This window comes from Roseobacter sp. CCS2, assembly GCF_000169435.1.
Classification (GTDB): Bacteria; Pseudomonadota; Alphaproteobacteria; order Rhodobacterales; family Rhodobacteraceae; genus Yoonia.
On sequence record NZ_AAYB01000004.1, the window covers coordinates 115,554 to 127,390 of the forward strand.

Annotated in this window: 12 protein-coding genes; 2 read left to right on the forward strand and 10 right to left on the reverse strand. The window is 56.5% G+C overall.

The window, feature by feature from the left end; translation table 11 throughout:
* Positions 1 to 12: 12 nt before the first annotated feature.
* The 6 genes from ccmB to yajC are packed head-to-tail and all read right to left on the reverse strand — an operon-like array spanning position 13 to position 4,591.
* A complete protein-coding gene (ccmB, locus tag RCCS2_RS13850; protein WP_008235278.1) occupies positions 13 to 669 on the reverse strand; it encodes a heme exporter protein CcmB in 657 nt (218 codons plus the stop codon).
* A complete protein-coding gene (ccmA, locus tag RCCS2_RS13855) occupies positions 666 to 1,280 on the reverse strand; it encodes a heme ABC exporter ATP-binding protein CcmA (protein WP_008235279.1) in 615 nt (204 codons plus the stop codon). The genes ccmB and ccmA overlap by 4 nt, the downstream gene beginning before the upstream one ends.
* Entirely contained in the window at positions 1,281 to 1,634 is a 354-nt protein-coding gene (locus tag RCCS2_RS13860; protein ID WP_008235280.1) for an Mth938-like domain-containing protein, read from the reverse strand.
* A gap of 15 nt (positions 1,635 to 1,649) precedes the next feature.
* Positions 1,650 to 2,618: a protein translocase subunit SecF gene (gene secF / locus RCCS2_RS13865; protein WP_037294230.1), complete on the reverse strand. Its 969-nt coding sequence runs from the start codon at positions 2,616 to 2,618 to the stop codon at positions 1,650 to 1,652.
* 1 nt (position 2,619) lies between these two features.
* Entirely contained in the window at positions 2,620 to 4,281 is a 1,662-nt protein-coding gene (secD, locus tag RCCS2_RS13870) for a protein translocase subunit SecD (RefSeq protein ID WP_008235284.1), read from the reverse strand.
* A 25-nt stretch (positions 4,282 to 4,306) separates the two neighbouring features.
* Positions 4,307 to 4,591 (reverse strand): preprotein translocase subunit YajC, encoded by a 285-nt coding sequence (yajC, locus tag RCCS2_RS13875; protein WP_037294253.1) that lies wholly within the window; start codon positions 4,589 to 4,591, stop codon positions 4,307 to 4,309.
* A 235-nt stretch (positions 4,592 to 4,826) separates the two neighbouring features.
* Here yajC and serS point away from each other — a divergent pair, with 235 nt between their 5' ends.
* Positions 4,827 to 6,119, forward strand: a complete 1,293-nt coding sequence (gene serS, locus RCCS2_RS13880) for a serine--tRNA ligase (RefSeq protein WP_037294254.1) — start codon at positions 4,827 to 4,829, stop codon at positions 6,117 to 6,119.
* Here serS and RCCS2_RS13885 read toward each other — a convergent pair.
* Positions 6,107 to 7,384, reverse strand: a complete 1,278-nt coding sequence (locus RCCS2_RS13885; RefSeq protein WP_008235289.1) for a DUF2235 domain-containing protein — start codon at positions 7,382 to 7,384, stop codon at positions 6,107 to 6,109. The two genes, serS and RCCS2_RS13885, sit on opposite strands and share 13 nt — an antisense overlap.
* Before the next feature lie 113 nt (positions 7,385 to 7,497).
* Here RCCS2_RS13885 and RCCS2_RS13890 point away from each other — a divergent pair, with 113 nt between their 5' ends.
* Complete coding sequence (locus RCCS2_RS13890; RefSeq protein WP_037294256.1) at positions 7,498 to 8,217, forward strand: hypothetical protein; 720 nt, start codon at positions 7,498 to 7,500, stop codon at positions 8,215 to 8,217.
* Here RCCS2_RS13890 and der read toward each other — a convergent pair.
* Genes der through RCCS2_RS13905 form a run of 3 tightly spaced genes read right to left on the reverse strand, consistent with a single transcriptional unit; the run spans position 8,192 to position 11,676 of the window.
* The gene (gene der, locus RCCS2_RS13895; RefSeq protein WP_008235291.1) at positions 8,192 to 9,649 is read right to left on the reverse strand and encodes a ribosome biogenesis GTPase Der; all 1,458 of its coding nucleotides are present in this window, start codon (positions 9,647 to 9,649) and stop codon (positions 8,192 to 8,194) included. The two genes, RCCS2_RS13890 and der, sit on opposite strands and share 26 nt — an antisense overlap.
* Before the next feature lie 49 nt (positions 9,650 to 9,698).
* Complete coding sequence (locus RCCS2_RS13900) at positions 9,699 to 10,997, reverse strand: PQQ-like beta-propeller repeat protein (protein ID WP_008235292.1); 1,299 nt, start codon at positions 10,995 to 10,997, stop codon at positions 9,699 to 9,701.
* Between the two features lie 22 nt (positions 10,998 to 11,019).
* Positions 11,020 to 11,676: a tetratricopeptide repeat protein gene (locus RCCS2_RS13905; RefSeq protein ID WP_008235293.1), complete on the reverse strand. Its 657-nt coding sequence runs from the start codon at positions 11,674 to 11,676 to the stop codon at positions 11,020 to 11,022.
* Positions 11,677 to 11,837 lie beyond the last annotated feature (161 nt).

Genomic DNA, 11,837 nt, shown 5'->3' on the forward strand with positions numbered 1-11,837 from the left:
AACAATCCCCGATCACCGCAGATTGATGCGTAACACAGCCGCAGTGGCGAACGGCAATAAGGCAAATGATCCTGCCGTAATCCCCGCCATCAACATCAGCGCGCCGGTCGGGTCCAACCCTTCGGCACCACGGCGCACGGCCTCAGCCCCAAAGATCAAGGTCGGCACATAAAGCGGCAGCACCAAAAGCGACAGCAACAGCCCACCCCGGCGCAGGCCAACGGTCAGCGCGGCACCAAATGTTCCGATCATCGACAACGCCGGCGTGCCGATCAGAAGCGAGATCAGAAGGTAGGCGTAAGCCTCTGGCGCGAGGCTTAGCAGAAAACCCAAGGCTGGCGCGGCAAGCGTAAGCGGCAGGCCCGTCGTGATCCAATGCGCGCAGGCTTTGACCATAGCCGCGCCTTCCAGTGGCAGCGGTGAGGTCGCCAAAAGCGCGAGCGATCCATCTTCATAGTCCAGCGCAAAGATACGGTCGAGCGAAAGCAGGGCTGCCAACAAGGACGCGACCCACAAAATACCCGGTGCGATGCGCGACAACAATTCCGTTTCAGGCCCCACGCCAAAGGGCACCAGCACCACGACAATCAAAAAGAATGCAAGGCCCAGACCAAAGCCCCCCCCTGCCCGGATCGCCAGCCGCAGGTCGCGAAAAAGCAGCGCGATCACAAGAACGCCTCGTCTGATCCACCACTGGCATCATCGGCAGCTTTGAATGGCGTCAGGTCCAGTTCGGGTGCATTCAGCCCCAAATCAATATGTGTGGCAATCACGGCGACGCCACCCGCCGCTAGGTGCGTGTTTTGTAACCAATCGGCAAAAAGCTTGACCGAAAACCCATCAAGCGACACGGTTGGTTCATCCAAAAACAAAACCTTGCGCCCGATCACAGCAAGCCGCGCCAACCCAAGGCGGCGCTTTTGGCCTGCCGACAGCGTGCCGCCTAAACGGTCCCGCAAATCAGCCAAATCAAATATCTCAAGAATACTGTCAGGTAAGGGTGTGCCATGCACATCTGCCCAAAACTTGAGGTTCTCGGTTACGGTCAGCGCTGTTTTTATCCCATCCGCGTGACTGGCATATGCGCCTTCATCCTCTGGAAACGCAACTGCGCCTGCGACGGCAGGCTGCAACCCCGCCAATGTGCGCAACAGGGTCGTTTTACCAATCCCATTCGGGCCACGCAAAATCAGTGCTGTTCCCGCATCAACCACAAAACTGACGTCCGCCAGCACCGGCATGCCACCACGCGCACAGGTCAGATTTTTGACGTTAAGCATTTAGATCGGCAACAGGGCCACCGCGACGCGCCGCCCTTCTGACAATAAAACATTGTAGGTGCGGCAAGCAGCAGGAGAGGCCATCGTTTCAACCCCGATCCCTGCGTCTTCCAGCGTTGTGCGAAAACCATGCGGGGGATGCGCGATTTCGGCTCCGGTGCCCACGAACAGCACATCTATATCGGCGACATGCTCTAACACGGTGGCGGTATCGTCAAATCCGCCCCAACTGCTGACCCCGGTCGGCAAAACCAGCAACGCACCATCGTATTTTTTGCCACCAACCCGGAAAAACCCCGGGCCGTAGCCGTCAATCGGCACCGCATCGTTATAGGTAATTTCATTCAGGCGCATGGGTTCCCCCCCCGCTCAGGTCTCGATATGACCGTATTTGGTGCCCGCACTTGGGTCTTTCTTCGACCAGTCACGCTTGACCCCCAGAACCAGCAAGATAGCAGAGGCGACAAAGATCGACGAATAGGTCCCGATCAAAACGCCCCACATCATCGCAAAGACAAAACCGCGGATCACATCGCCACCAAGTGTGAACAAGGCCAGCAAGGCCAGCATTGTGGTAACCGAGGTCATCAAGGTCCGGCTAAGCGTTTCATTGATCGAAACGTTCAAAACCTCTTTGAGGTCCTTTTTCTTGTACTTGCGCAGGTTTTCCCGCACGCGGTCAAACACAATCACCGTATCGTTGATCGAATACCCCACAATGGTCAGCAACGCCGCGATAATCGCCAGATCAAACTTGATCTGCAATTCCGAGAATATCCCAATCGTGAGGATCACATCGTGCGACAGCGCCAGCACAGCGCCGACAGCAAACTGCCATTCAAAGCGCAGCCAGATATACAGCAAGATCGCAATAACCGCCAAAGCCACGGCAATAATTGATGTCTGAATCAATTCGCCCGACACTTTTGGACCCACACTTTCGACCGACGGAAAGGCCATATCAGGATCAATGGTGCGCAAGGCGGATTGAATAGCTTCGATTGTTTCAGATGCGATCCGCTCATCGCCCTCTTGCGCCTGAACACGCACAAGCGCCACATGCTGATCTTCGTCAAAAAGCACGTCGTTCACCTCGGCGATCGAAATATCGCCCAATTCCAGCGTTTCCAGCGCAGCACGATAAGCCCCCACATCAACAGGGATCGCACTATCAGTCCGGATGCTTGTCCCGCCTGTGAAATCAATACCAAAGTTCAGGCCTTGGATCAGGAAAGACGCAAAAGCGATGACCATCGCCACCATAGAAATGCCCAGCCAGATCCGCGCCCGGCTAAAGAAATCTATCGATGTATTTTCGCGAACCAGTCTTAGACGCATATCAAACCTCGATTGTCTTAGGGCGGGTGCGCGAGAACCAGATCACGATCAGTGACCGGGTAACAAAGATCGCGGTGAAAACAGATGTCATGATCCCAAACATCAGCGTCCAGGCAAAGCCCTGCACGGGGCCAGACCCCATAACAAGCAAGATCACAGCCGTGATAAACGTGGTGATGTTGGCGTCGATGATGGACGACAGCGCCTTTTCATAGCCCAGCTCAATCGCGCGCGCGGGGCCTTTGGCGGTTTTCAACTCTTCACGGATCCGTTCAAACACGATCACATTGGCGTCCACCGCCATACCGATGGTCAGCACGATCCCCGCAATACCGGGCAAAGTCAGCGTGGCACCCACAATACTAAGCAAGCCAAAGATCAGTGCCACGTTGATCACCAATGCGATATTGGCAAACACACCAAACAAACCGTAGCTCAGGATCATATACACAAGGATCGCAATACCCGCGACGATACAGGCAATCTGCCCGGCCGCGATACTATCTGCACCCAATTCCGGGCCAACGGTCCGTTCTTCAAGGAACTCCAGTTCGGCAGGCAAAGCACCCGCACGTAGCAAAACAGCAAGGTTCGTGGCTTCCTCGACTGTAAAGTTACCGGTGATAATGCCGGACCCACCCGGAATATGGCTTTGGATTGTCGGGGCGGAAATGACTTCGCTATCCAGCACAATCGCAAAGGGGCGGCCAATGTTTTCCAGCGTGTAATCACCAAACTCGCGCGCGGCTGATGTATTGAACCGGAAAGCAACCGCAGGGCGCCCGTTCTGGTCAAAATCAAGCTGGGCATTCTCAAGATCTTCGCCCGTCACAACGGGACGGCGTTGCACAATGTAATACTGCCCCGGCGTATCCAGCGACGGCAGAATGATGTTGCCCGTTCCGGGGCGTGCGTCAGGATCGGATGTCGGACTGATAACAGGATTGAACGTCAACTGCGCGGTTGTCCCCAGCAGTTCAATAATCTCGTTCGCCGATCCCACGCCGGGAACCTGCACCAGAATACGCTCTGACCCCTGCCGTTGGATAGTTGGTTCGCGCGTGCCGACTTCATCAATACGGCGGCGGATGATCTCAAGCGTTTGCATGATCGTGCGCTCGTTCATCGCGGCAATCTCTGCTTCGCTTAAGGTGATGGTCAGGACGGCACCATTCAGGCGGACATCAATATTGGTCGAAGCTGCACCAGTGAAGGATGCAACAGGCGTTGCCAGCCCGCGTACAATCTCAAACGCGCGGGCCGCACCTGCCGGTTCTGAAATACGGATACGCAATTCTGTGGGCGGGCTGTCGAGTTGCTCAAAAAAGCCGATCGTCTGGGTTTCAAGCCGCAGCGCATCGCGCACGGTCGGCCAGAAGCCGTCTATGAATGACACATGCACATCCTCAACCTGCACTTCGACCAGCAGGTGCGCACCACCGCGCAGATCAAGGCCAAGGTTCACAAGGTTGGAAGGCAAAAAGCTGGGCCACTGGGCCGCATCGGCCTCAAGCTCTGCGTTGGTGACGCCAGTTTCAATCTCTGCCATCGCATCATTATGCGTTTCGACCCGGCCATAAAAACCGTTGGGCATCGCAAAGGTCAAACCAACGATAACCGTCAGCCAGATCATCACAAGCTTGGGGAACGAAATGTTAAGCATAGAGCCTGCCTCGCCGGCGAAATGTTTAGGTTTTTGCCGGTTCGGTCTTATTGATCACGGTTGCAATCGTGGATTTGACCACGCGCACTTTCACGTCCTTGGCAATTTCGACTTCAACTTCGTTGCTGTCGTCCTCTTTGACCTTCACGATCTTACCGACAACACCGCCTTGGGTGATAATCTGATCACCGCGGCGCAGACCTTCCAGCATTGTGGCGTGTTGTTTCAGCTTTTTCTGCTGCGGGCGGATCAACAGGAAGTACATGATCGCAAAGATCAGTAGCAGCATGATTAGGTCTTCGGCTCTCATATTCCATCCCTTTTGGTCGTGCGGCGTTTGCGCCTTGGAAACTTGCGGCACATTATGTCCGGCACCCATGATTGGCAACCGCGATTGGCGCGGTTTTGATCAGGCTTTCATGCGATATGGGGGCAGCACAAAGGGAAAGCAATCGCCAACCGCGATATCAGCGCATTTCCCAGTTCACTTGGGCCCCGCAATCGGGCATATGACGCGCACCACACAACGCAAAAGGACCGATGCCATGCATGACATTCGCACAATCCGTGACAACCCCGCCGCTTTTGATGCGGCTTTGTCACGTCGTGGGAACGCACCGGTATCATCCCAAATTCTGGCACTGGACGAGGCGCGGCGCGCCAAGATTTTGGCGGCTGAAACAGCACAGGCCGAAGCCAACAAAGCCGCAAAAGAGGTCGGTGCCGCCAAAGGCCGCGGTGATGAGGACGAATTTGCACGCCTGCGCGCATTGGTGGGTGAAAAGAAAGCCGAAATCGCCGCTCTGAATGATGAGGCAAAGGCCCAAGACGCCGCCCTGACCGATATGTTGATGGGTATTCCAAACCTGCCCGATGCCAGCATTCCCGATGGCGATGATGAGGACGATAACGTCGAAATCCATCGCCATGGCACGCCCCGCACCCTTGATTTTGATCCGCTTGAGCATTTTGACATTCCCGCCATCCGCCCCGGCATGGATTTTGAAACCGCTGCCAAACTTTCTGGCAGCCGCTTTGTTTTGTTGTCCGGCGCTGTCGCCCGCCTGCACCGCGCGCTGGCGCAATTCATGTTGGATGTGCACGTCGAAGAACACGGGCTGCTTGAGACGATCACGCCCGTGCTGGTGCGCGAAGAAATGATGTATGGCACAGGCCAGCTGCCAAAGTTTGGCGAAGACAGCTATCAGACCACCAACGGATGGTGGCTGATCCCAACGGCAGAGGTCACGTTGACCAATATCGTCAATGGCTTGACCGTTGACGAAAGCTATCTGCCCCGCCGCTATGTCGCCCACACGCAATGTTTCCGGTCAGAGGCCGGGTCAGCAGGCCGCGACACATCGGGCATGCTGCGCCAACACCAGTTTGAAAAAGTCGAAATGGTCAGCGTGACAAAGCCTGAGGACAGTGCCGCGGAACACGACCGCATGACCGGCTGCGCCCAAGCGATCCTTGAAAAGCTGGAATTGCCCTACCGCACGGTTGTGCTGTGCACCGGTGATCTGGGCTTCGGCATGACAAAAACCCACGATATCGAAGTCTGGCTGCCCGGGCAGAACACCTACCGCGAGATTAGTTCCGTGTCGGTCGCGGGCGATTATCAGGCGCGCCGGATGAACGCGCGGTTCAAACCCGAAGCCGGGGGTAAACCGCAGTTTGTGCACACGCTGAACGGGTCAGGTCTGGCCGTTGGCCGCGCACTGATTGCGGTGGTGGAAAACGGGCAGCAGGCAGATGGGTCCGTCGATCTGCCAGCGGCACTGCATCCTTATTTACGTGGCAAAACCCGGATCGACGCCGACGGTCAACTGGTCTGATCATCTGACGGAAGTGCCGCATTGCGCGGCGCTTCCCACCCGCGCGGGCGCAAGGTGCTGTCAACCTCATGGGTGGGGCCTGCGTCACGCGCAATCAAGAAATCGCGCAATGCCGCAAGCTCTGACGCGGCGCGCCCTTCCAGATCATCTTTCACAAAATTCAATGATGCCGGGCGATAACCGGGGTCAGCGTTAAGCCGATCCAGTGTTGCGACCGCGATATCTTCGACCTCTTTGGGGCCATCACGATCGGTCTGCAGTCCATTCAACAGCAATCCAGACAGTCCGACAGGGCCAAATTTGTTATCCAGCGCCTCTTTGACCGGATCAAAGCGGATCGCGACACGGTCAAATTCACCCCAATCAATGCGCAAGCCAGCGTTCTCGGCGCCCTTTGTGACCCAAATCAAAGGAACCGACGACAGCCCGACCCGTGATCCACCGCCACCCACTGATCCATGGTTTCCCGGAAACCACTGCTGCATATATAATGGCGTCTCGCGGGTCTCATCCCCGTCGTTCAGCCGATCCAAATTGGCCCAGGGTGCTGCCGGAAACGTTTTGCGCCGCTCATCAATGGCAATTGCATGACGGGCCGCACTTACAGACCGGCTGAGGTCGGCATCATGGAACTGATATTGCGCATTGAACCTTTTGGCACCCGGTAAAAATGCGGGAATACCAAGCGCTTTGACCGTATCCCAAATACCAAGATAGGCAATCTTAAGATTGACCGCCCCGGTATCACCGCGATCTATGCGCCATTTGAACTCAGCATCGCTGGTCGCCGTGTAAGGCGCAAAATCCTCGCGGAACAGGTAACTTGATGGGTCATCAGGCTTGGTGTCTTTATCACGGCTAACATAGCGGGCAATCGCCTGCGGTATGCGCCCGATATGGCGACGTGGTGGGATGCCGCACGATCTGATCAAACCCGCCAAAGACCGGGCGGCAAAACCACCCCGCGAGAACCCGAAGATATAAATCTCATCCCCCGGCTCATAGGCGAACACAAGGTCGCGATACACGTCCTCGATCAGGTTCAGCACGCCCCAGCCAAGCGCGCCGCCAAAAATTGTATCCATCTTCCGGCCCAGCCAGTTATTGCCAGTACCTGACCCAACGCCGGGCGAATAAATGACTTGCTGTGTGTTACCGTCTGCATCGCTGCCAAAGATACAACGCGACATGCGCACCACATTCGTGGGGTGTTCGGCATCGGGCCTATTCCACGTTCCATCAATGAAAATCGCTATCCGTTTCATACTAATACCTTTCCGTTGAATGCCACGATGCTGACCCAAGGTCAGTCACCGGACAAGTCCGCTTTTCCCGACCTTGCGATGGAACCGGATCAAACTGCACTATGTTGATAGATATGAAACAGATTTACGCCCTCCTCACCCTTATCTTTACCGCGACTTTTGTAATCTCGCCGTTTTTGACCGCACCCTTCAGCGGCTTTCAGGCCGATCAATTGCCGATCCCGCAGGTTGATCCACCAATCCAGCCCGCAGGATATGCATTCGCGATCTGGGGTCTGATCTATGGCTGGCTGGCGGTGTCGGCGGTTTATGGTATCGTAAAACGCGCTGAAGATACCGCGTGGGACTTTGCCCGCAAGCCGCTGATCCTTAGCCTGGCAGTTGGCACAACGTGGCTTTCGGTCGCGAACGCCAGCGCTGTCTGGGCGACAGTCCTGATTTTCGTGATGGCCATCACCGCGATCATCGCTTTGCTGCGCGCGCCTGCTACTGATCTATGGTGGTTCGCAGTGTCGGTTGGCATTTACGCAGGCTGGTTGACGGCGGCTTCATTTGTGTCGCTGGGCAGCACTGCGGCAGGATACGGCATACTGACCGATGCGATGGGCTGGGCCTATATCGGGATCACCGGTGCGTTGGTTGTCACTGGCATCGTTATGATGCGGCGCGCGGCGGCACCTTATGGGCTAACTGTGATCTGGGCGCTTGTCGGTATCATCGTGGGCAACGGTCTGACCACATGGACGGTATCGGCGCTAGCAGGTATTGGCATCGTCATCCTGCTGGGTCTGATTGCGGCGACACGCGCTAGCGGTCGGTCGGTCCCTTCTTAAGGTGCTTTGACAGGCGCGACGGTTGCGAGGACTTCTTGTCCTTGTAAGGATTCTTGTCGCCTTGATCGCGCAGAAACAGACGGATTGGCGTGCCGGGCATATCAAAATCAACGCGTAAGCCGTTGACAAGATACCGCTTATAGCTTTCGGGCATCATATCAGGGTGCGAGGTCATCACCACAAACGCAGGCGGCCGCGTTTTCACTTGGGTCATATAGCGCATCTTGATGCGTTTCCCGCCCGGTGCGGGTGGCGGGTGCTGTTCCAGCATCCCCGTCAACCACCGGTTCAGATTGGCAGTGGACACACGACGGTTCCACACATCATGCGCGCGCATGATTGCTTGCTGCAAACGATCAAGGCCCTTGCCTGTCTTGGCCGACACAGTGACCAAAGGCGCGCCGCGCAATTGCGGAAGCAGGCGTTCAAAGTCCTGCCGCAACTCTTTCAGTTTGCTTTGCTTTTCAACTTCGACATCCCATTTGTTCACGGCCACAACAACGGCACGGCCTTCACGTTCAGCCAGATCAGCGATCCGCAGATCTTGCTGCTCAAACGGGATTTCAACGTCCAGCAAAACAACGACAACTTCGGCAAATTTCACGGCGCGCAGACCATCGGACACCGATAGCTTTTCCAGCTTTTCCTGCACCTTGGCCTTTTTGCGCATACCGGCGGTGTCAAAGATGCGCATCGGCACACCGCCCCAGTCCTGCTGAACCGAAATCGCATCACGGGTAATCCCGGCCTCTGGACCAGTGAGCAAACGCTCTTCGCCAATGATCTTGTTGATCAGGGTGGATTTGCCCGCATTCGGGCGGCCCACAACGGCGATTTGCAAAGGCTTGGCGCGGGTCGGAACACGCGCTGCATCTTCATCATCCTCGCCGACATCCACATCGACCTCAGGCGCGTCAGCCGCAGCCTGTTCCGCGTGCGCATCAGCGATGGGGCGCAAGACATCCATCAATTCGCCCATGCCTTCGCCATGTTCAGCAGACATGCGGATCGGTTCGCCCAGACCCAGCGCATAAGCTTCCAGGATTGATGCATCGGCGGCTTTGCCTTCGCCCTTATTGGCAGCCAAAATTACATTGGCGTTTTTCTTGCGCAGGATATCTGCAAACACCTCATCCGCTGGCAGCACCCCGGCGCGCGCGTCGATCATGAACAAGCACACATCGGCCATCTCAACCGCGCGTTCAGTCAAACGGCGCATGCGGCCTTGCAGGCTGTCGTCGGTTGCTTCTTCCAAACCGGCACTATCAATCACGGTGAAACGTAAATCGGCAATCCGCCCTTCGCCTTCGCGCAAATCACGCGTCACCCCCGGCTGGTCATCGACCAAGGCCAGTTTCTTGCCAACCAAACGGTTGAACAAGGTGGATTTGCCCACATTGGGACGACCCACAATCGCAAGGGTAAAGCTCATGTCTATGGCTCCTGACGGCGTTCGCCTGCGCAGCTACACCACTTGCAGCTTAACGGAAAGCGTGCAATTGCCCGTTTTTGCTCAGGACGTAAAGGGTCTCACCGGCCACAACAGGACCTGACGCAGCGCCACCGGGCAGATCAATCTGACCAATAAGCGCACCAGAGGCCGGGTCAAACTGACGGATCAGACCATCAGAGGATGTCACTATCAAACGACCACCCGCCAGAACGGGACCATAATGGGCGAAGACACGCTTTTGACGTTGCGTGCGTTGTTCATCGTTAAACGTGGGCATCGCGGTGCGCCAGATCGGGTCACCTGTATTGGCATCAAGCCGGACCAGTTCATTCAGATCATTGATCAAAAACACAGCGTTTCCCACAGGCCATACCGGGCTGACTGATCCTTCGGTTGCGGTCCACAGTCGTTCGCCATCATCCAGATTGATCGCAACAGTGCGACCACCAAAGTTGCCGATATAAACGCGGTTACCGACAATTACCGGATCACCTGAAATGTCGCTGATCACACCAGCCGCATTTCCCACACGGTCACCGGATATGACCGTTGACCACCGGGTCAGACCACCGCGCGGATAGGTCGTCAGCACCTCACCAGAAGGAAACGGAAAGACGACAAATTCGCCACTGACCGCAGGCGATGCGCCCCCCGCGAAATTCGCCGTTGACGGCGCGCCAGAGCGTTGCCACCGGATGCGACCGTTCGCTGTATCAAGCGCCCAAGCCGTGCTGTCACGCCCGACAACATACACCAGATCGCCACGCAGTGTTGGTGCGGCGTGGGCCGGCGCATCAAGGTCCTGTGTCCAAACTTCAGCGCCGGTCGACGCATCAAGCGCCGTGATCTCACCAAAGCCTGTCGTGACATAGACCTGACCGCCACCAACCGAAATGCCACCGCCGGATGCATCATCTGCGTTATCGCGGGTTGGGGTCAGGTCGCGCGTCCAGACATTGGCCCCGCTGACCGACGTCGCCGTCACACGCGCACGTGCATCGACGGTATAAACGATCCCATTGGCAACAACCGGATGTGACGTGATGCGCGCGCGTTTGCTATCGCCTTCGCCAATCTCGGCTACAAATACGGGGCTTAGAACAGCATCAAGTGCTGGATGCGTGATGCTATGACTTGGATTGCCATTACGGTGGCCCCAGTCCGCATTTGCACGTGCTGCGGGCAACGCCACTGGCAAGGTCTGGTTTTCAAAGACCGTTTGCGCGCGGATGTCGAACCGATCGCCTGGCAGGATCACGTCATCATCACCACAAGCCGCTAACGCAACAAGGCTCAGGGCGGCGGTGATGCTTACTCTTAAGGTCAAGGGGTCGGATCCAATCTGCGCTTTACTGGTTCACAGGATCGGGCAAAGGCTCACCCAATGCCACCATGAGTGTCTGGACACGTTCGCGCAACCCGCGCGTCACGCCTGCGTCTTCCACGATTTCGCGCATAACCGCGATCGCGCCATCAGCGTCCCCTTCGCCAAGCGTCATATAGGCAATCTGTTCTAACGCAAGCAAGCGAAAGGGCTGGCCGGGCTGGGACAACGCCTCAAGGTTCGCGCGGCGGGCCGCCACATCATCAGAAGGAAGCATCGCCGCCTTCAGCGCTGCAACATCGCGGTACATTTCAGGCACGTCAGGGTTTGTTGTCACATCATTCAAGGTCTGCGCAGCAGCGGCATTATCACCTGCCTCCTGCTCTGTCGCGGCACGCAACAACAAGGTCACAGCCGCCGCAGCACCATCCCCTTCGACCTGCGCCATGGCAGCGGCACGCACTGTCGGATCATTTTCTTCCAATGCGGACATCAATGCGTCACCGGTCGCTTCGGCGGCACTGCGCGCCTGCGCATTGCTGTATTCGTTCCATGCTGCCCCACCGACCAGCAACAGAACCGCGGCCACACCGATCCAGCCATAACGACGCAAGTAGCCATACAGCTTTTCGCGGCGCACCTCTTCGGTGACTTCATTGATAAAACTGTCGGTGTCGCTCACCTTGGTCCCCAATTTCGTATCGGTTTAAAAACGTCTTTGCGGGTACATATCGTGAAGCCAGCGCAATGAACAAGAGGTCAGCGGCAATTGCCCTCTTTAATCCTGCAATCCACACGTAAATGTGCGCTTGCCGTTAGGGCATCTTCTGTATAATCTGAACT

What these genes read in the sequence shown, in the direction of transcription:
- RCCS2_RS13885 (WP_008235289.1), bottom strand. Translation starts at nt 7,384, where the DNA reads ATGAAACGGATAGCGATTTTCATTGATGGAACGTGGAATAGGCCCGAT.
- secD (WP_008235284.1), bottom strand. Translation starts at nt 4,281, where the DNA reads ATGCTTAACATTTCGTTCCCCAAGCTTGTGATGATCTGGCTGACGGTT.
- secF (WP_037294230.1), bottom strand. Translation starts at nt 2,618, where the DNA reads ATGCGTCTAAGACTGGTTCGCGAAAATACATCGATAGATTTCTTTAGC.
- ccmA (WP_008235279.1), bottom strand. Translation starts at nt 1,280, where the DNA reads ATGCTTAACGTCAAAAATCTGACCTGTGCGCGTGGTGGCATGCCGGTG.
- yajC (WP_037294253.1), bottom strand. Translation starts at nt 4,591, where the DNA reads ATGAGAGCCGAAGACCTAATCATGCTGCTACTGATCTTTGCGATCATG.
- RCCS2_RS13890 (WP_037294256.1), top strand. Translation starts at nt 7,498, where the DNA reads ATGAAACAGATTTACGCCCTCCTCACCCTTATCTTTACCGCGACTTTT.
- RCCS2_RS13860 (WP_008235280.1), bottom strand. Translation starts at nt 1,634, where the DNA reads ATGCGCCTGAATGAAATTACCTATAACGATGCGGTGCCGATTGACGGC.
- der (WP_008235291.1), bottom strand. Translation starts at nt 9,649, where the DNA reads ATGAGCTTTACCCTTGCGATTGTGGGTCGTCCCAATGTGGGCAAATCC.
- serS (WP_037294254.1), top strand. Translation starts at nt 4,827, where the DNA reads ATGCATGACATTCGCACAATCCGTGACAACCCCGCCGCTTTTGATGCG.